15 protein-coding genes are annotated in these 18,455 nt (G+C 60.5%); 7 read left to right on the forward strand and 8 right to left on the reverse strand.

Annotated features, from left to right (window positions below; genetic code table 11):
- Positions 1–172: 172 nt before the first annotated feature.
- Complete coding sequence (locus tag HYI44_RS04415) at positions 173–1,501, reverse strand: OprD family porin (protein WP_122841072.1); 1,329 nt, start codon at positions 1,499–1,501, stop codon at positions 173–175.
- A 351-nt stretch (positions 1,502–1,852) separates the two neighbouring features.
- Here HYI44_RS04415 and tauA point away from each other — a divergent pair, with 351 nt between their 5' ends.
- Complete coding sequence (gene tauA / locus HYI44_RS04420) at positions 1,853–2,839, forward strand: taurine ABC transporter substrate-binding protein (RefSeq protein ID WP_225568865.1); 987 nt, start codon at positions 1,853–1,855, stop codon at positions 2,837–2,839.
- Positions 2,840–2,886: 47 nt separating this feature from the next.
- Here the strand turns inward: tauA and argA are convergent, their stop codons facing one another.
- Positions 2,887–4,185, reverse strand: a complete 1,299-nt coding sequence (gene argA / locus HYI44_RS04425; RefSeq protein ID WP_225568866.1) for an amino-acid N-acetyltransferase — start codon at positions 4,183–4,185, stop codon at positions 2,887–2,889.
- Positions 4,186–4,430: 245 nt separating this feature from the next.
- On the reverse strand, positions 4,431–5,591 hold the full coding sequence (gene argE, locus HYI44_RS04430) for an acetylornithine deacetylase (protein ID WP_225568867.1): 1,161 nt from the start codon (positions 5,589–5,591) through the stop codon (positions 4,431–4,433).
- A gap of 156 nt (positions 5,592–5,747) precedes the next feature.
- Between argE and HYI44_RS04435 the strand changes: the two genes are divergently transcribed.
- The gene (locus HYI44_RS04435) at positions 5,748–7,115 is read left to right on the forward strand and encodes an inorganic triphosphatase (protein ID WP_225568868.1); all 1,368 of its coding nucleotides are present in this window, start codon (positions 5,748–5,750) and stop codon (positions 7,113–7,115) included.
- 88 nt (positions 7,116–7,203) lie between these two features.
- On the opposite strand, the gene HYI44_RS04440 is transcribed toward HYI44_RS04435, so the two are convergent.
- Positions 7,204–7,674, reverse strand: a complete 471-nt coding sequence (locus HYI44_RS04440; RefSeq protein ID WP_045059634.1) for an Lrp/AsnC family transcriptional regulator — start codon at positions 7,672–7,674, stop codon at positions 7,204–7,206.
- A gap of 127 nt (positions 7,675–7,801) precedes the next feature.
- On the opposite strand from HYI44_RS04440, the gene HYI44_RS04445 reads away from it, so the two are divergent.
- The 5 genes from HYI44_RS04445 (at position 7,802) to HYI44_RS04465 (ending at position 11,891) form a co-directional block, all read left to right on the forward strand.
- Positions 7,802–8,140 (forward strand): hypothetical protein, encoded by a 339-nt coding sequence (locus HYI44_RS04445; RefSeq protein ID WP_122841066.1) that lies wholly within the window; start codon positions 7,802–7,804, stop codon positions 8,138–8,140.
- Between the two features lie 90 nt (positions 8,141–8,230).
- Positions 8,231–10,015 carry a GspE/PulE family protein gene (locus HYI44_RS04450; protein ID WP_045059636.1) on the forward strand — a complete coding sequence of 595 codons (1,785 nt, stop codon included), beginning with the start codon at positions 8,231–8,233 and terminating at the stop codon, positions 10,013–10,015.
- Positions 10,016–10,126: 111 nt separating this feature from the next.
- A complete protein-coding gene (locus HYI44_RS04455) occupies positions 10,127–11,047 on the forward strand; it encodes an SPFH domain-containing protein (RefSeq protein WP_225568869.1) in 921 nt (306 codons plus the stop codon).
- A gap of 8 nt (positions 11,048–11,055) precedes the next feature.
- On the forward strand, positions 11,056–11,505 hold the full coding sequence (locus HYI44_RS04460) for an NfeD family protein (protein WP_122841064.1): 450 nt from the start codon (positions 11,056–11,058) through the stop codon (positions 11,503–11,505).
- 68 nt (positions 11,506–11,573) lie between these two features.
- Positions 11,574–11,891, forward strand: a complete 318-nt coding sequence (locus tag HYI44_RS04465) for a DUF2388 domain-containing protein (protein WP_122841063.1) — start codon at positions 11,574–11,576, stop codon at positions 11,889–11,891.
- Positions 11,892–12,013: 122 nt separating this feature from the next.
- Here HYI44_RS04465 and gcvP read toward each other — a convergent pair whose 3' ends face one another.
- From gcvP to HYI44_RS04485, 4 genes are all read right to left on the reverse strand, one after another.
- On the reverse strand, positions 12,014–14,887 hold the full coding sequence (gcvP, locus tag HYI44_RS04470) for an aminomethyl-transferring glycine dehydrogenase (protein ID WP_225568870.1): 2,874 nt from the start codon (positions 14,885–14,887) through the stop codon (positions 12,014–12,016).
- A gap of 142 nt (positions 14,888–15,029) precedes the next feature.
- A complete protein-coding gene (gene gcvH / locus HYI44_RS04475; RefSeq protein ID WP_122841061.1) occupies positions 15,030–15,413 on the reverse strand; it encodes a glycine cleavage system protein GcvH in 384 nt (127 codons plus the stop codon).
- 49 nt (positions 15,414–15,462) lie between these two features.
- Positions 15,463–16,545, reverse strand: a complete 1,083-nt coding sequence (gcvT, locus tag HYI44_RS04480; RefSeq protein WP_122841060.1) for a glycine cleavage system aminomethyltransferase GcvT — start codon at positions 16,543–16,545, stop codon at positions 15,463–15,465.
- 156 nt (positions 16,546–16,701) lie between these two features.
- Positions 16,702–18,318 (reverse strand): ABC transporter permease, encoded by a 1,617-nt coding sequence (locus tag HYI44_RS04485; RefSeq protein WP_225568871.1) that lies wholly within the window; start codon positions 18,316–18,318, stop codon positions 16,702–16,704.
- Positions 18,319–18,455 lie beyond the last annotated feature (137 nt).

An 18,455-nucleotide genomic window follows, 5' to 3' on the forward strand; every position in this document is an offset into this window, starting at 1 on the left:
ATGGCATTTATTCGTGTCAGGCCACCGGTATCGGCCCCAGAGGAACGCACTTTAGGGCTTCGCGTTAAAAGCTAAAAAGAATAATAAATTACATACTAAGACCCAATTTGAATATAAGAAATAATCCAAAAAAAAGCCCCGCCAGCTGGCAGGGCTTTTTCCGTGTTGGGTGTTACAGGAAGCTATAGGTGTAGTTGAAAATCACGCGGGTCTGGTCTTGCGCGGAGATGTTGGTGTCGCCGCGGTAGGTGCCGTGACGCAGGGTCGTACCGAACCCCTTGAGCGCGCCGGTTTGAATCACGTAGTCCACGCGCAGGTCGCGCTCCCACTCGGTCTGGTCTTTGCCAACGCCGTTGGTGGCCTTGATGTCCTCGCCGCGCAGATAAGCGGCCGAGGCCTTCAGGCCTGGGACGCCCAGGGATGCGAAGTCGAAGGTGTACTGACCGAATGTGGTGTTCTCGCCTGCACGTACGAAGCCGTTGATCATGGCGTCGGTGAACGAGTAGAAGCTCGCACCGCCGGCTCCTTCGTTGCGACCATTGCCGTCGAGCACGTTGCCCTGGTTCAGGTAGACGAAACCACCGTCATCGCTGACACGCTGATGGCCCAGCAAGAATGCGTTCGGACCCAGGGTGTAGGTGAACATGGCGCTCCAGGTCTGGTTATCCACCTCGCCCGGATTCTTCGCATAACCGCCGTTGTTGTTGAAGCGGTAACCCGCATCACCGTTCTTGCCGTCGGAGCTGCTGTCGAAATAGCGCAGGTCAGTCTTGAACGACTGGGTGGCGCTGATCGGGTAGACGTGTACCAGGCCCAGGAAATGCTGCTTGTAGTAGTCTTCCAGATTGGCGTAGTAGTACTGCAGCATCAGGTCTTTGGTGACCTTCCAGTCAGCACCACCGTAACGGAATTTGTTGCTTTCTTCAGTGCCACCAGCGACTGCCAGACCGGTGGTGTTCGACGACGCTCGACCTGCGGCGTGCTCGAGCTGGCCGGCGTTGAACGTGACGTTGTCGATTTCCTTCGAGGTGATGGTGCCGCCTTCGAAGGTCTGTGGCAGCAGGCGGCTGTCGTTCGCGATCAGTACCGGCATGCTCGGTTGCAAGGCACCACCGAGGTGGGCTTCGGTTTTCGAGATGCGTGCCTTGACGTTACCGGCTACCCGGCTCCATGGGTCGGATGCCGAGCCGTCAGTGTCACTTGGGAAGAATGAGTTGTTGTCCGGGTGATGACCGCGACCACCGTCCAGATGAATGCCGACCAGCGCCTGGGCGTCAAAGCCGAAGCCGACTGTGCCTTGGGTGAAGCCCGACAGGTAATCGAACTTGAGGCCCTGAGCAGTTTCGCGCTGATCGTTGGCGGCACCTTCGCGAGTGTCGGCGTTGTAATACATGGTGCGAGAACTGACGGAAGCCTTGCTGTCTTCAATGAATCCGGCGGCGCCTGCCTGCTGCGCCATTACCCCTACGGCCACGGCCAAGGCCAAGGTGGACTTGTTCATTTTTTAAGCTCCTCTCGTTTCTAATTTTTGTATTCCTGGCCCTGGGTCAAATGCCCGGGATCCTAGGATTTGCGATTAGCGCCAGACCGTGACCTGCAAGTCAATCGTAACCGTATGTGACTACGACCATGGTCTAATCCCTGTTGAATCCAGCGTCGGCAGATAAATCGGTTTTGCATAAATCCAATACGAAGCATCCGATGTTTTTTAATAGCCTTTAGGAACTGAACGCAGCGCGCGGTCCGTTGAACGCAAGCCTATAAGCTAATTCCCAAAAGATATTTATTGGCCGTTTTTTAGATCGATTAGATTTAACGGAAATCCGCATTTCCTCTCATCGAAGACCTGGCCATGACAATCAAGCGCGCACTATCCAATCCAATTGTTACAGTTTGTGTATCGGCTTTAATTTCTTTTAACGCCGTCGCCGCCAACCTGACCGTGGGATATCAGACCGGGATTGATCCGAGCAAGGTGCCGCAGGCCGACGGCCTGTATGAGAAAACCATTGGCCAGAAAATCGATTGGCGCCGCTTCAACAGCGGGCCAGAGGTGGTCACGGCCATTGCTTCCGGGGATGTGCAGATCGGGAATCTGGGCTCCAGCCCGCTGGCCGCCGCGGCTTCGCGGAACCTGCCGATCGTTGCCTTCATCGTTTCGGCGCAGATCAATGCCGCCGAGGCGCTGGTAGTCCGTAACGGGAGCGGGATCAATAAACCGGAAGATCTGATCGGCAAGACCATCGCCACGCCCTTCGTTTCCACCTCTCATTACAGCCTGCTCGGCGCACTGAAGCATTGGGGCCTGAGTACTTCGCAAGTGAAGGTGGTGAACCTGCAGCCGGCGGAAATTGCTGCTGCCTGGAAGCGTGGTGATATCGACGGGGCCTTCGTCTGGTCGCCTGCCCTGGGCGAAATCCGCAAGACCGGCAAGACCCTGACCGATGCGGCCGAGGTTGGCCAATGGGGCGCTCCGACTTTCGAAGTGTGGGTGGCGCGCAAGGATTACGCCGAGAAGCACCCGGAAGTGATTGCCAGGTTCGCCAAGGTCACCCTGGACTCATTCGCCGACTACGCCGCGCACAAAGACAGCTGGACTGCCGATTCGGTGCCGGTGCAGAAAATCGCCAAATTGACCGGTGCCAATGCTGCCGATGTGCCTGAACTGCTGGCCGGCTCGGCCTTCCCGGACGCCAAGGCACAGCAGACCACCGCATTGCTGGATGGCGGCACGGCCAAGGCGATTGGCGAGACCGCGAAGTTCCTGAAGGAACAGGGCAAAGTCGAGACGGTGCTGCCGGATTATTCGGCGTACGTCAGCTCTAAATACGTGGAATAAACGCAATCCCCGTAGGAGCCTGCGGCAGCTCCTACAGGGGGATTGCGTTACAGGGTTTTTTCGAAGATCTTCGAATTACGCTGATAGTTGTACAGCGACGCTCGCGCCGACGGCAACCGGTCCACGCTGCTTGGCACGAACCCGCGCTCGCGGAACCAGTGGGCGGTACGGGTCGTAAGGACGAACAGGGTTTTCAGGCCCTGGGCCCGGGCGCGAGTTTCGATGCGCTCCAGCAGTTCATCGCCACGCCCGCCGTGGCGGTACTCCGGGTTGACCGCCAGGCACGCCAGCTCACCCGCATCCGAATCGGCAATCTGATACAGCGCCGCGCAGGCGATGATCATGCCTTCGCGCTCGACCACGCTGAACTGCTCGATCTCGCGTTCCAGTACCTCGCGGGAACGACGCACCAGGATGCCCTGCTCTTCCAGCGGGCTGATCAGGTCCAGCAAGCCACCCACGTCCTCAATCGCCGCTTCGCGCACGATTTCGAATTGCTCCTGGGCCACCAGGGTACCGCCACCGTCGCGGGTGAACAGCTCGGTCAGCAGCGCACCGTCTTCGGCATAACTGACAATATGACTGCGTGCTACACCGCCACGGCAGGCCTCGGCGGCGGCATCGAGCAGTTCGCCCTGATAATTGCTGCCCAGGCGAAGCAGGTGCGCCGGCACCTGCTGAGGACGCAACTCACGCACCAGGCGTCCGTTTTCGTCGATCAGGCCCAGATCGGCACCGAACAGCAGCAGTTTGTCGGCGCCCAGGTCGATGGCGGCGCGGGTCGCGACGTCTTCGCAAGCCAGATTGAAGATCTCGCCGGTTGGCGAATAGCCCAAAGGCGACAGCACCACGATGGAGCGCTCGTCCAGCAAGCGATTGATGCCTTTGCGGTCGACCCGACGCACCTCACCGGTGTGGTGATAATCAACCCCTTCGAGCACGCCGATCGGCCGTGCAGTTACCAGGTTGCCGCTGGCCACCCGCAGGCGCGAGCCCTGCATCGGCGAAGACGCCATGTCCATCGACAGTCGCGCTTCGATGGCGATCCGCAGCTGGCCGACGGCATCGATCACGCATTCAAGGGTGGCGGCATCGGTGATACGCATCCCATGGTGGTAATGCGGAGTCAGGCCACGGGCAGCCAGGCGCGCTTCGATTTGTGGCCGGGAGCCGTGAACCAGCACCAGCCGCACGCCCAGGCTGTGCAGCAGCACCAGGTCATGGACGATGTTGCCAAAGTTTGGATGCTCCACGCCATCGCCGGGCAGCATTACAACGAAGGTGCAATCGCGGTGGGCGTTGATGTAGGGGGAAGCGTGACGAAGCCAATTAACGTATTCGGGCATGAACCTGGGCCTGTAATAAATAGCAGCCAAAAAATGGGCGAAACTGAACAACGCACAGCGGGCTGATGGTTATCGTCGGAACAGGCTTGGCGACACGCGCGCTCTCCTCATGAATACGGGATTGATGACCGGCAATTTACACGGCGAACGGTGTAGGAGCTGCCGCAGGCTGCGATCTTTTGATGTTGCTCCGAAAAACAAGATCAAAAGATCGCAGCCTGCGGCAGCGCCTACGGAGGTAGCGTTCAACCGACAGATTTGGCCGGCATCAGGCAGTAATGTTCAATCAGTTGACGTAATAGATGCACCGTAGGCTGCAAACGTGACATTTCGAGGTATTCCCCCGGCTGGTGGGCACAGGCTATATCTCCAGGGCCAAGCACCAGCGTTTCACAACCAAGGCGCTGAAGATAAGGCGCTTCGGTGCCGAACGCTACTGCTTCGGCCATGTGACCTGTGAGCTTTTCGGCGACGCGTACCAATTCAGCGTCTTCGGCCTGCTCGAACGGCGGCACTTCAGGGAATAGCGGCGCGTAATCAATTTTTACCTGATGCCGTTCGGCAACCGGCTTGAGCCGGTGCAGAATTTCCGCGCGCAGGGCCTTCGGGTCCATGCCTGGAAGCGGTCGCAAATCGAACTCCAGGGAGCACTGCCCGCAAATCCGGTTGGGGTTGTCGCCGCCGTGAATGCACCCGAAGTTCATGGTGGGCGTGGGTACGCCGAACTGCGGGTTGCGAAACTCGCGTTGCCAGAGCAAGCGCAGGCCACGGAGCTCACCGATGGCATCGTGCATCGCTTCGAGGGCACTGTGTCCCAGGCGGGGGTCGGAGGAATGGCCACTCTGCCCGAGGATGTCGATGCGCTCCATCATGATGCCCTTGTGCATGCGGATCGGCTTCAGGCCGGTCGGTTCGCCGATCACTGCCGCGCGCCCCAGCGGCCGTCCGGCTGCGGCCAGCGCGCGGGCACCGGACATCGAGCTTTCTTCATCGCAGGTGGCGAGGATCAGCAGCGGCTGTTTGAACGGCTGGTCGAGCAAGGGTATGACGGCTTCGATCGCCAAAGCGAAGAAACCCTTCATGTCGCAACTGCCCAAACCCACCCAGCGGCCGCCGACTTCGGTCAGCTTCAGTGGATCGGTCTGCCACAAGGCGCCATCGAACGGCACGGTGTCGCTATGCCCGGCCAGTACCAGGCCACCAGGGCCGGAACCGAAACTGGCGAGCAGATTAAATTTGCCGGGGCTGACCTGCTGGATGTCGCAGGCAAAACCCAGGTCGCCCAGCCAGGTGGCCAGCAGGTCGATGACCGGGCGGTTGGTCTGATCGAGACTGGCCTGGGTGCAACTGACAGACGGTGCAGCGATCAGCGCAGCGAACTGATCTTTCATGGACGGCAAAGGCATCGCTGACTCCAACTCCCGAATTGAAGTCCATCATAGAGCTATCTGGCGACAGGAATAAACCGTCGCGGCACGTAGGATGGATGAGTCCTGTACACTGCACGGCCTTGGCAGCCACACATTCCACCGGCTGCGCTCCCGATCCTGGATTTTCCGGCCATGCAGAAAGAAACCGAAATCAAACTCCGCGTCAGCCGCGAAACCCTCGCTGCTCTGCGCGAGCACCCGCTACTGAAAAAACGCAACAAAAGTGGCTGGGAACGCCGTGAACTGATGAACCAGTACTTCGACACGCCTGAGCGCGACCTGGCCCGCGCCAAGGTTGCCCTGCGCCTGCGCCGTGATGGCGAAGAAGTGATTCAGACCCTCAAGACCCGCGGCCACAGCGTTGCCGGTCTGTCCGAGCGTAACGAATACGACTGGAACCTGCCCAAAGCCAAGCTCGATGTGAAAAAACTCGACGGCGAATGCTGGCCTGAAGAGTTGGCCGAGCTGGACAAGAAAACCCTCAAAGCCATCTTCACCACCGACTTCGTTCGCGAACGTGCCGAAATCGCTTGGGGCCGTGGCAAAACCAAGGTGGTCATCGAAGCCGCGCTGGACCTGGGCCATGTAGTGGTCGGCAAGCAGAAAGAAGAAATCTGCGAGCTGGAACTGGAACTGCGCGAAGGTGAACCTGCCGCCCTGCTGGAACTCGCTGCCGAACTGGCCGCGACCCTGGCGTTGATGCCGTGTGACATCAGCAAGGCCGAGCGCGGTTATCGCCTCTTCGACGCCAACAGCTATTCACTGAGCCTGCCGGCACCGCAAATCAGCGCCGAAATGCCGCTGGACGACGCATTTGCCGCGCTGTGCTGGCATTTGCTGGGCAGTAGCCAGCGCCTGGCCGAGCAGTACCGCTTCAATGGCCACTGGCGTTTGCTGCAGGACTGGGTCGAAAACCTGGCTGAAATGCGCGCACTGCTCAGCAGCCTGGGGCAAGCCGCACCGCGTCAATCGACCCACGACCTGCGAGTCGCGCTGGACGCGTTGCTCGAAGACTGGCGCCCACTGGTCCAGGCCGGGGTGGATGACGAGGATGTGCGCAAAGCCGCGCCTGAACAATTCCTGGAAGAGCTCGAAGACCCGCGCTGGGGTCTGTTCTCCCTCAACACTTCGCGCTGGTTGCTGGCCCGTACCTGGACCGCCGAGCGTAACGTACGTGGCAATCGCCAAGGCGCAGCGCAACTGGGCAGCTGGCTTCCACGCCTGCTGGGCGAAGAGGCAACCTCTTTGCAGCTGCAGCGCTATCAGCAGCAACCGGAAGACCTCGCCGAGCAACTGCCGCGCATCGAGCGCATCCAGTCCTGGCTGCACCATGCCCGCGGCGTGCTGGAGATCCCGGAAATGGATCGCCTGTATGGGGAGCTGAAACAGCTGGCGCAACTGGCCAACGAGCCGATTAGCGACGAATCCCTGGATGCGCGCAAGCAGCAGGCGATTGCGGTTTATCAGAACCGTGCCTGGAAAATGTTGCTGCGTATGTAACATTGTTAAAAGATCGCGGCCTCCGGCAGCTCCTACGGGTGTACACACTCCCCCGCAGGAGCTGCCGTGCTGTGGTCGATCTTTTGCTTCACCGCAGCACGGGCAAACTGGTCGTCGACTTGATCTCCGACAACGCCACAATCGAGTTCACCTCCTGAATCCCCGGCACCATCGACAACTTCTCGAAGAAAAACCGCTCATACGCCTCGATGTCCGCCGTGACGATCCGCAGCAAAAAATCCACCGAACCCATCAGTACATAACACTCCAGCACCTCGGGGAAACCGCGAATCGCCTCGGTGAACTCGGTGAAGTTCGAGCGCCCATGGGCGTTGAGCTTGATCTCGGCGAAAATCTGCGTATTCAGCCCGATCTTTTTGCGATCCAGCAGCGTCACCTGGCCGCGAATGATCCCCTCCTCCTTCATCCGCTGGATACGCCGCCAGCAGGGCGACTGCGACAACCCCACCTGCTCGGCGATCTGCGCACTGGAGAGCGAAGCATCTTCCTGCAGCAGGGCAAGAATCTTGCGGTCGTAGCCATCCAGATCACTGTGCATAAATAAACCCGCTAACCCTACTAAATTGAATTGTACGATTCGAAGAATCGCCAATTAGGTCCATCATAGATAAGAAATACCCGGCTTCGAATGTAAAAATTCCTCCATTGATCCTGGAGCCTGCCCCATGCCTCACCTCGAAGCCGTAAAAAGTCCCCACTTGCGCCCCGATGCGTGGAACGTCCATACCGCCCATTGCCGCGTGCACTACCAGCTGCTGGGCGAAGCCGAACCCGACCTGCTGTGTCGCGCGCTCAATCTGTTTGCCCTGCAATGCCTCACCCCGCACCAGGTCAATGTGCAGCGCAGCGACGATTTGTTGTCGATGGATATCGTCATTGATGGCCTGAGCTGGCATCGTGCCCAGGTGATAGCGGAAAAATTGCGTAATCTGATCAGCGTCTGCTCGGTCGATCTGCAAAACGCCGATTCCTCCTGGAATATCGCGGCTCAAGCGGCAGGCTGAAACCCCTCGATACGGCTTCGTCGGGTAGTGGCCCAACGATTGGCGGCTGCGCGTCTATCCTTTGCGCACTGTTGTTCATGAGGAGCCCGCATGTCCGTTCAACTCGCCATTCAGGACCGCTGGCTGGATCTCAATGATTTGCTGCGCGAACTGGTCGCCCAAGGTTTTATCAGCCAGGACTCGGCCGAACTCGCACTCAATGCCAGACGGCGCCACGCGGCTAATGGCCAACTGCACCCACTGGAGTTCATCGCCGGCCAGCATCTCGATGATCTCAGCCGCCCCGGCAAACATCTCGACCTGGAAAGCCTGACCCTGTGGCTGTCGCAGCAGGCCGGCCAACCCTACCTGCGCATCGACCCGCTGAAGATCAATGTCGCGGCCATCACGCCGCTGATGTCCTACGCGTTCGCCCAGCGCCACAAGATTCTTGCCGTCTCGGTCGACCGCGACGCCGTTACCGTGGCCAGCGCCCAGCCGTACGTCAACGGCTGGGAAGCCGACCTGACCCATGTCCTGAAGCTGCCGATCAAACGGGTGGTCGCCAACCCGGTGGACATCCAGCGCTTCAGCGTGGAGTTTTTCCGCCTGGCCAAATCGGTCAGCGGCGCGACCACCGGTGATCAGCAGATCAATTCCATGGGCAACTTCGAACAGTTGCTCAACCTTGGCGCCAGCGACCAGGAACCGGATGCCAACGACGCGCACATCGTCAACATCGTCGACTGGCTGTTCCAGTACGCCTTCCAGCAGCGCGCCAGCGATATTCACATCGAGCCGCGGCGTGAGCAGGGCACCGTGCGCTTTCGCATCGACGGTGTGCTGCACAACGTCTATCAATTCCCGCCGCAGGTGACCATGGCAATCGTCAGTCGCCTGAAAAGCCTGGGCCGGATGAATGTTGCAGAAAAACGCAAACCCCAGGACGGCCGCGTGAAAACCAAGACCCCGGACGGGGGTGAGGTCGAGCTGCGCCTGTCGACGTTGCCGACGGCGTTCGGCGAAAAAATGGTCATGCGGATTTTCGACCCGGAAGTGCTGCTCAAGGACTTCGATCAGCTGGGTTTTTCCGCCGAAGACCTGCGCCGCTGGCAGGACATGACCCGCCAGCCCAACGGCATCATCCTGGTCACCGGGCCGACCGGTTCCGGCAAGACCACCACGCTCTATACCACCCTGAAAAAGCTGGCGACGCCCGAGGTCAACCTCTGCACCATCGAGGACCCGATCGAAATGGTCGAGCCGGCGTTCAACCAGATGCAGGTCCAGCACAACATCGACCTGACCTTTGCCGCCGGCGTGCGCGCGCTGATGAGGCAAGACCCGGACATCATCATGATTGGCGAGATCCGCGACCTCGAAACCGCTGAAATGGCGATCCAGGCGGCGCTCACCGGCCACCTTGTGCTGTCCACGCTGCATACCAACGATGCACCCAGTGCCATCAGCCGCCTGCTGGAACTGGGCGTGCCGCACTACCTGATCAAGGCCACGGTGCTCGGCGTCATGGCCCAGCGCCTGGTACGCACCCTTTGTCCGCACTGCAAGGCGCCGCTGGCCCTGGGCGAAGAAGACTGGCAAACCCTGACCAGGCCATGGCAGGCACCGCTGCCAGGTAACGCACAGCGCGCCATCGGCTGCCTGGAGTGTCGTGACACCGGCTATCGTGGACGTGCGGGGGTGTATGAAATCATGCAGCTGACCGACGGAATCAAGGCGCTGATCAGTCCCGATACCGACTTGCTGGCGGTGCGCAGGCAGGCTTTCAAGGAAGGCATGCGCAGCCTGCGATTATCCGGTGCACAGAAGGTCGCGGCGGGGCTGACGACCATCGAAGAGGTGCTGCGGGTCACGCCACAGAGCGAGCAGAAATAATCCTTTGTGTCTCTTGATGATGCGAGAGCCCGGTTCCGGTTCATATCCATGACCTGCACCGCTACACTTCTGCGATCGAGAATTCATTGATGTACTCAACAGGGAATTGTTATGCAGATCGGTACCGTGCTCCTGCTTTTTGTCGGCCTGGTGGTCGCCATTCTTTTCATGGGTTTCAAAGTCGTGCCCCAGGGTTATCAATGGACGGTCGAACGATTCGGCCGTTATACCAACACCCTCAAGCCCGGCCTGAACATCATCATTCCGGTCATGGACCGCATCGGCCGCAAAATCAACGTGATGGAAAGCGTGCTGGATATTCCGCCGCAGGAAGTCATCACCGCCGACAACGCCACGGTGCAGATCGATGCGGTGTGCTTCTTCCAGGTGGTCAATACGGCGCAGGCGGCCTATGAGGTCAACAACCTCGAACACGCGATTCGCAACCTCCTGCAGACCAACATCCGTACCGTCCTTGGCTCCATGGAGCTGGATGCGATGCTCAGCCAGCGTGACGGGATCAACGAAAAACTGCTGCGCACCGTCGATGAAGCGACTGCACCGTGGGGCATCAAGATCACCCGAATCGAAATCAAGGACATTAGCCCGCCTGCCGACCTGATGGCCGCGATGTCCGGGCAGATGAAGGCCGAGCGGATCAAGCGCGCCCAGATTCTCGAGGCCGAAGGCCTGCGTGCAGCAGCGATCCTCACCGCCGAAGGCAAGAAGCAGGCGCAGATCCTCGAAGCCGAGGGTGGTCGCCAGGCCGCATTCCTCGAAGCGGAAGCCCGGGAGCGTCAAGCCGAAGCCGAAGCCCAGGCCACCAAGGTGGTGTCGGAAGCGATCGCCGGCGGCAACGTGCAGGCGGTCAATTACTTCGTCGCGCAGAAGTACATCGATGCGCTGGGCAAACTGGCCTCGGCCAACAACAGCAAAGTGATCCTGATGCCGCTTGAGGCCAGTTCGATGATCGGCGCGGTCGGCGGCATCGGCGAAATCGTCAAGGCGACGTTCGATCACAAGAAGGCCTGAGGCATACCATGTGGGCATTCCTGCAAAATCTGTCGTTCTGGGACTGGCTGGCCGTCGGCACGCTGCTGCTGATTCTTGAAGTGTTCGGAGCCGGCGGCTATCTGCTGTGGATCGGCATGGCCGCCGCGGCTGTTGGCGTGCTGACCTTCCTGCTACCGGGAATGGCCTGGGAGGTGCAGTTCCTGCTGTTCGGCTTGCTCTCTATCGCCACGGCGCTGTACTGGTGGCGACGCCAGCGCAGCGCAGTACGCCAGAGTGACGAGCCGAACCTCAACTTGCGAGGGCAGGAGTTGATCGGCAGGACCTTTGTCGTGCACGAAGCGATCGTCGACGGACGCGGCAAGATCAAGGTGGCCGACGGCGTGTGGATGGCCCGCGGACCCGATGCGGCCCCCGGCAGTCGGGTGCGGGTGACGGGGCAGCAAGGGGCGATCCTGCTGGTTGAACCTTCCGAGTGAGCCACCACGGAACTGGATTGCCAGATTGGCGATCCAACAGGGTAGTTAATCCAGTGGAGTCACCCATCATGCGTTTCAAGTGTGCTGTCGCTACCCTCGCCTTGCTGTCCCTTCCAGTCGGATCGGCGATGGCCGACAGCTTTTGGCGTAACGTCATCTCGTCCGGCGCCACCACCGGTTCGACTTACCTGACGTTCAAGGATCACAAGCTGATTGTCGCGGCTCAAGATGACGCAGGTAGCTTCGTCGCCAGTGACGGCGGCATCCGCGGCCCGTACCTGGAAGCCGCCATGCAGAAGGTCCGCGCCGACAATCCTGGCCTGCAGGCCACCGACATGGAACTGGCCAATGCGATTTTGGCGAAGAATGCCATTGCCTCGGAATAAGCCTGTCGGCTGAACATTGGCTGAACAAAAATGCCGCTCCCATGAGTGGCATTTTTTTTGCCTGACATACCTCTGCGTCCCCCGTGATATCCCTCTGTGATTATCCACGTGCCAAGGGTCTATCAGCGGTAATCATCCACCGGCACGCACGCGCAAAACAGGTTGCGGTCGCCGTACACATTGTCCACCCGATTCACCGCCGGCCAGTACTTGTGCGCCCTGGTATGGGCATCCGGCGTCACCGCTTGCTCGATACTATAGGGCCGCTCCCAAACCCCGGTGATATCGGCCAACGTATGTGGCGCACCCTTGAGCGGGTTGTCTTCAGCTGGCCAGTTGCCGTTCTGTACCTCGGTGATTTCCGCGCGAATGCTGAGCATCGCGCCGATGAAGCGGTCCAGCTCCGCTTTCGATTCGCTTTCGGTAGGCTCCACCATCAAGGTCCCGGGCACCGGAAACGACATGGTCGGGGCATGAAAACCGTAGTCCATCAAACGCTTGGCAACGTCTTCCTCAGTGATCCCGGTCAACGCTTTCAAGGGGCGCAAGTCGAGAATGCATTCATGCGCGACCCGGTCGTTGCGCCCGGTGTAGAGGACGGGAAAAGCCCCGGACAGATGTTGTGCCAGATAGTTGGCCGCTAAAATCGCCACTTCGCTGGCATCCGCCAACTGTGGCCCCATCATCGCGATATACATCCAGCTGATCGGCAGAATGCTCGCGCTGCCCCAGGGAGCGGCACTCACGGCGTCATTCTGTGGCAGCGGCCCGTCAATCGGCACGACGGGGTGATTGGCCACGAAAGGCGCCAGGTGCGCCCGCACGCCGATCGGCCCCATGCCCGGCCCGCCCCCGCCATGGGGGATGCAAAAGGTCTTGTGCAGGTTCATGTGCGAGACGTCTGCACCAATGTCGGCCGGGCGCGCCAGCCCGACCTGGGCGTTCAGGTTGGCGCCGTCCATGTACACCTGGCCACCCTGGCTGTGGACAACTTCGCAAATTTCGCTGATCCCCTCCTCGTACACACCATGCGTTGAAGGGTACGTCGCCATCAGGCAGGCGAGTTTGTCCCCTGCGGCGGCGGCCTTGTCTTTCAGGTCGTCGAGATCGACATTACCTGCCTCGTCGCACTCGACGATTACCACACGCATCCCGGCCATCTGCGCCGAAGCAGGATTGGTACCGTGGGCCGAAGAGGGAATCAGGCAGATATCCCGCGCGCCCTGCTGCCGGCTCTCATGGTATTTGCGAATCGCCACTAGCCCGGCGTATTCGCCTTGGGCGCCGGAATTGGGCTGCATGCAAATAGCGTCAAATCCGGTGATCGCGCAGAGCCAGCGCTCCAGCTCCTCGATCATCAACGTATACCCCGCCGCCTGCTCCCTCGGCACGAAGGGATGCAGGTTGGCGAACTCGGGCCAGGTGATGGGGATCATTTCGCTGGTAGCGTTGAGCTTCATGGTGCAGGAGCCCAACGGGATCATCGACTGGTTGAGCGCCAGGTCCTTGTTCTCCAGCTGCTTGAGGTAGCGCAGCATTTCGGTTTCGCTGTGATGGGCGTTGAACACCGGGTGGCGCAAGTAGGGAGAGGTCCTGAGCAGCGCCTCTGGAATACCGCTGGCCAGGGCTTGCGCGTCCATTTCCTCGACGATGAGCCCATGATCGGCACCCAGGAACACATCGAACAATCGGGCCACGGTAGTTTCATCGCAGGTTTCGTCCAGGCTTAGACCCAGTTGCCCGCGCCCCAGGATGCGCAGGTTGATCTGCGCCGCCCGGGCGCTTTCGATGATCGCCGTCTGTGTACCGCCGACCTCCAGGGTCAGAGTGTCGAAGAAGTGCTGATTGAGACGGATGATGCCGTGGCGCTCAAGTCCCGCCGCCAGGATGCAGGTCAGGCGATGAACCCTTTGGGCGATGCGCCTGAGCCCTTCAGGTCCGTGGTAGACCGCGTAGCAGCTGGCAATGTTGGCGAGCAGGACCTGGGCGGTGCAGATGTTCGAGTTGGCCTTTTCGCGGCGAATATGTTGCTCGCGGGTCTGCAGGGCCATGCGCAAGGCGACGTTACCGCGCGCATCCTTGGACACACCAATGATGCGCCCCGGAATCGCCCGTTTGTACTCTTCGCGACTGGCAAAGAATGCCGCATGGGGGCCGCCGTAGCCCATGGGCACGCCAAATCGCTGGGACGAGCCGAACACCACGTCGGCCCCCAGCTCTCCCGGCGCTGTGAGCATCAGCAGGCTTAACAGGTCGGTCGCGACGCAGGCCAGCGCCTGCTGTGCATGCAAGTGATCAATCAGCGGGCGCAGATCACGAATTTCGCCATGGGTGTCGGGATATTGCAGCAGCGCGCCGAAGACCTGGTGCTGCCTGAGGTTGTCCACCGAGGCGATGATCAGCTCGAAACCGAAACCTTCTGCGCGGGTCTTCACCACCGAAATAGTCTGCGGATGACAGTTTTCATCGACGAAGAACAGGTTGCTTCGCGACTTGGCCACGCGCTTGGCCAGCGCCATGGCTTCCGCCGCCGCCGTGGCCTCATCCAGCAGCGAGGCATTGGCCAGCTCCAGCCCGGTAAGGTCGATGGTCAGCTGCTGGAAGTTCAGCAGCGCCTCCAGTCGGCCTTGGGCGATCTCGGGCTGATAAGGGGTGTAGGCGGTGTACCAACCTGGATTTTCCAGGACGTTACGCACAATGACCGGCGGCGTGAGGGTGCCGTGGTAGCCCATGCCGATCAGGCTGGTCCAGACCTGGTTTTGCCGGGCATAACCGCGCAGCCTGGCCAACGCGGCTTCTTCGTCGAGTGCGGGGGGCAGATCAAGGGCACGGTTCAGGCGAATACCCGGCGGCACCGTCTGCTCGATCAGCTCGACACGACTACCGATGCCCAGGCTGTCGAGCATGGCTTGCTGCTCGGCGGCATCGGGGCCCAGGTGCCGGCGAAGGAAGGCATTGGGGTCGCGTAACTGGCTCAGGGACGGCAACTGGGACATGACGGGCTCTCTCTTGAGTGGCGCTCGGCGTCGATGTAACACGGGTCAAACCAGCATAGCAGGCACCGTCGCGGTGTCCGCGAAGATCAAAAGATCGAAAAAAAGCCCCGACAGGTCGGGGCTTTGGGGTGGCGCTGAACGCTTACTCGCCGATAGCGGCTTTGTAGGCGCCGGCATCGAGCAGCTTGTCCAGGTCAGCCACGTTGCTTGGCTTGAGCTTGAAGATCCAAGCGCCGTACGGGTCGGTGTTGAGCAACTCGGGCGAACCGCCCAACTCTTCGTTGACTGCAACCACTTCACCGGCAATCGGGGAATAGATGTCCGAAGCGGCCTTCACCGACTCGACTACGCCCGCCTGATCTTCAGCGGCGAAGACTTTACCGACTTCAGTCAGCTCGACGAACACTACGTCACCCAGGGCTTCCTGAGCGTGGTCGCTGATGCCCACGGTAACGGTGCCATCGGCTTCAAGACGGGCCCATTCGTGACTTTCGGCAAAACGCAGGTCGGCAGGGATATTGCTCATTTCTGTGTCCTCGGGAATAAATATCAGCGGTCATTGCCCGCCAAAAAAGTTAGATCAAGGTTTTGCCATGGCGTACGAAGGTCGGTTTGACCACTCGAACCGGGTACCACTTGCCACGGATTTCCACTTCGGCGCGGTCGGCAGTGGCCATCGGCACGCGCGCCAGTGCAATCGACTTGCTAAGCGTAGGAGAGAAACTACCACTGGTGATCTCTCCTTCGCCAACATCGGCTATGCGAACGACCTGATGAGCGCGAAGTACCCCACGCTCTTCCAGCACCAGGCCGACCAGTTTGTGTTGAATGCCTCCGGCCCGCTCGGCTTCCAGGGCCGCGCGGCCGACGAACTGGCGACTGGCCGGTTCCCAGGCAATGCTCCAGGCCATGTTTGAAACCAGGGGCGAAACCTCTTGATCGATGTCCTGGCCGTAAAGGTTCATGCCGGCTTCAACCCGCAACGTGTCGCGTGCACCCAGGCCGATCGGCGAAATGCCTGCGCCAACCAGGTCGTTGAAGAAGCCCGGCGCCTGACTGGCGGGCAGGACAATTTCCAGCCCGTCTTCACCGGTATAGCCGGTGCGGGCGATGAACCAGTCACCATCGCTGCGACCTTCAAACGGTTTGAGCAGCTGGATCAGGTTGCCACGGGACTGGGAGACGAGTTCGCATATCTTGTGTCGAGCCTGGGGGCCCTGGATGGCCAGCATGGCCAGTTCCGAGCGCTCAACCAGTTGCACATCGAACCCGTCGAGATGCGCCTGCATCCAGGCCAGGTCCTGGTCGCGAGTGGAAGCGTTGACCACCAACCGATAACCGTCCTCGAGTCGATAGACCAACATGTCATCGACGATGCCGCCCCGCTCGTTGAGCATGGTGCTGTACAAGGCACGGCCGGGGCTGTGCAGTCGCTCGACATCATTGGCCAGCAAATACTGGAGCCAGGCCTTGGCCTGGGGGCCGCTGATATCGATCACGGTCATGTGGGATACATCGAAAACCCCGCAATCGCGGCGCACCTGGTGGTGTTCCTCGACCTGCGAGCCGTAATGCAGGGGCATATCCCAACCGCCAAAATCGACCATCTTCGCGCCGAGGGCGAGATGAAGGTCATACAGAGGCGTACGCTGTCCCATGGGTTTCTCCTTCCGGGCGTGGCGAAGGTGCGGGCAAGTTCTGCATGGGCTGAAAGCCTTGAATTAGAGGGCTTTGAGCCGATTTCAGCGACCAGAGCTGTAGTACATGCCGCACCGAATGCCGCGCATTGTAGCTGCAAGGTGTAGGACTGGCACCTAGGCGTTTCGATGCGCCGAGCGTCTGATCAATCCGATGACCGGTAACAGTCCCACCATAACCAGCGTCAGCGCCGGCAAAGACGCCCTCGCCCACTCGCCCTCGCTGGTCATTTCAAAGATCCGCACCGCCAGCGTGTCCCAGCCAAACGGGCGCATCAGCAGGGTCGCGGGCATTTCCTTGAGCACGTCGACGAATACCAGCAAGGCAGCGCTCAAGGTCCCCGGGAGCAATAACGGCAGATACACCTTGAAAAACAGTCGCGGGCCACTGACGCCGAGGCTACGTGCCGCTTCGGGCAATGATGGCCGTATACGCGCCAGGCTGCTTTCCAGGGGGCCGTAGGCCACGGCTATGAATCGCACCAGGTAGGCCAGCAGCAACGCGCACAGGCTGCCCAGCAGCAGCGGCTTGCCCGCCCCGCCCAGCCAACCGGACAGCGGAATCACCAGTTCGCGATCCAGATAACTGAATGCCAGCATGATCGAAACCGCCAGAACCGACCCGGGCAAGGCGTATCCCAGATTGGCCAGGCTTACGCCGGAACGAATTGCCCGGGTCGGCGCCAGGCGGCGGGCGAATGCCAGCACCAGCGCGACGCTGACGGTAATCAACGCAGCCATGGCGCCCAGATACAGGGTATGAACGATCAGCCCGGCGTAGCGCTCATCGAGGTCCAGGCGCCCCCGCTGCCAGAACCACACGACCAGTTGCAGCATGGGGATGACGAATGCACAGGCGAACACCAGCCCGCACCAACTCATGGCGGCGACCGCCTTGAATCCGCGCAGGTGATACAGCGCCTTGACCCGCGGCCGCTCGTTGCTTGCCCGGTTGGCGCCACGGGCCCGTCGCTCGCCGTACAGCACCACCATCACTACCAGCAGCAACAGGCTGGCCAACTGAGCCGCCGTGGACAGGCTGAAGAATCCATACCAGGTCTTGTAGATAGCTGTCGTGAACGTATCGAAGTTGAACACCGACACGGCCCCGAAATCCGCCAGGGTCTCCATCAGGGCCAACGCCACGCCGGCGCCGATCGCCGGGCGAGCCATGGGCAGTGCCACTCGCCAGAACGCCTGCCACGGGGACTGGCCAAGGACGCGCGCAGCTTCCATCAAGCCTTTGCCCTGGGCCAGAAACGCAGTGCGCGCCAACAGGTAAACGTAGGGATAGAACACCAGCACCAGAACCAGGATAACGCCACCGGTCGAGCGCACTCGCGGCAGCCGCAGCCCGGTGCCGAACCATTCACGCAGCAAGGTTTGCACGGGACCGGCGAAATCCAGCAACCCGACGAAGACAAAGGCCAGCACGTACGCAGGGATCGCGAACGGCAGCATCAGCGCCCAATCCAGCCAACGACGCCCGGGAAATTCGCAGAGGCTGGTGAGCCAGGCCAGGCTGACGCCCAGCAACGTAACGCCGACCCCGACGCCGACCACCAGGGTCAGCGTATTGCCCAGCAGCCGCGGCATCTGGGTGTCCCAGAGGTGGGACCAGATCTGATAATCGATGCTCTTCCATGACAACAGCAAGACACTGAGGGGCAGCAGGACCAGCGCAGCGATGGCGAAGACCAGGGGATACCAGCGGCGTTGGGCGGGGTGGGCCAAGGAAGCGCTCTCGCGGGAAAATCGTGCAGTGTAGGGAAAACGCAAAAAGATCGCAGCCTCCCGCAGCGCCTACATTGGGATTATGTACACCCTGTAAGCGCTGCCGGAGGCTGCGATCTTTTGATCTTTAAAGAACC

The organism is Pseudomonas sp. Y24-6 (assembly GCF_020295325.1).
In the GTDB taxonomy this organism is placed as follows: domain Bacteria; phylum Pseudomonadota; class Gammaproteobacteria; order Pseudomonadales; family Pseudomonadaceae; genus Aquipseudomonas; species Aquipseudomonas gregormendelii.

Excerpts from the sequence above, each read along its gene's own strand:
- HYI44_RS04415 (WP_122841072.1), bottom strand. The coding sequence starts at position 1,501 with ATGAACAAGTCCACCTTGGCCTTGGCCGTGGCCGTAGGGGTAATGGCG.
- tauA (WP_225568865.1), top strand. The coding sequence starts at position 1,853 with ATGACAATCAAGCGCGCACTATCCAATCCAATTGTTACAGTTTGTGTA.
- argA (WP_225568866.1), bottom strand. The coding sequence starts at position 4,185 with ATGCCCGAATACGTTAATTGGCTTCGTCACGCTTCCCCCTACATCAAC.
- argE (WP_225568867.1), bottom strand. The coding sequence starts at position 5,591 with ATGCCTTTGCCGTCCATGAAAGATCAGTTCGCTGCGCTGATCGCTGCA.
- HYI44_RS04435 (WP_225568868.1), top strand. The coding sequence starts at position 5,748 with ATGCAGAAAGAAACCGAAATCAAACTCCGCGTCAGCCGCGAAACCCTC.
- HYI44_RS04440 (WP_045059634.1), bottom strand. The coding sequence starts at position 7,674 with ATGCACAGTGATCTGGATGGCTACGACCGCAAGATTCTTGCCCTGCTG.
- HYI44_RS04445 (WP_122841066.1), top strand. The coding sequence starts at position 7,802 with ATGCCTCACCTCGAAGCCGTAAAAAGTCCCCACTTGCGCCCCGATGCG.
- HYI44_RS04450 (WP_045059636.1), top strand. The coding sequence starts at position 8,231 with ATGTCCGTTCAACTCGCCATTCAGGACCGCTGGCTGGATCTCAATGAT.
- HYI44_RS04455 (WP_225568869.1), top strand. The coding sequence starts at position 10,127 with ATGCAGATCGGTACCGTGCTCCTGCTTTTTGTCGGCCTGGTGGTCGCC.
- HYI44_RS04460 (WP_122841064.1), top strand. The coding sequence starts at position 11,056 with ATGTGGGCATTCCTGCAAAATCTGTCGTTCTGGGACTGGCTGGCCGTC.
- HYI44_RS04465 (WP_122841063.1), top strand. The coding sequence starts at position 11,574 with ATGCGTTTCAAGTGTGCTGTCGCTACCCTCGCCTTGCTGTCCCTTCCA.
- gcvP (WP_225568870.1), bottom strand. The coding sequence starts at position 14,887 with ATGTCCCAGTTGCCGTCCCTGAGCCAGTTACGCGACCCCAATGCCTTC.
- gcvH (WP_122841061.1), bottom strand. The coding sequence starts at position 15,413 with ATGAGCAATATCCCTGCCGACCTGCGTTTTGCCGAAAGTCACGAATGG.
- gcvT (WP_122841060.1), bottom strand. The coding sequence starts at position 16,545 with ATGGGACAGCGTACGCCTCTGTATGACCTTCATCTCGCCCTCGGCGCG.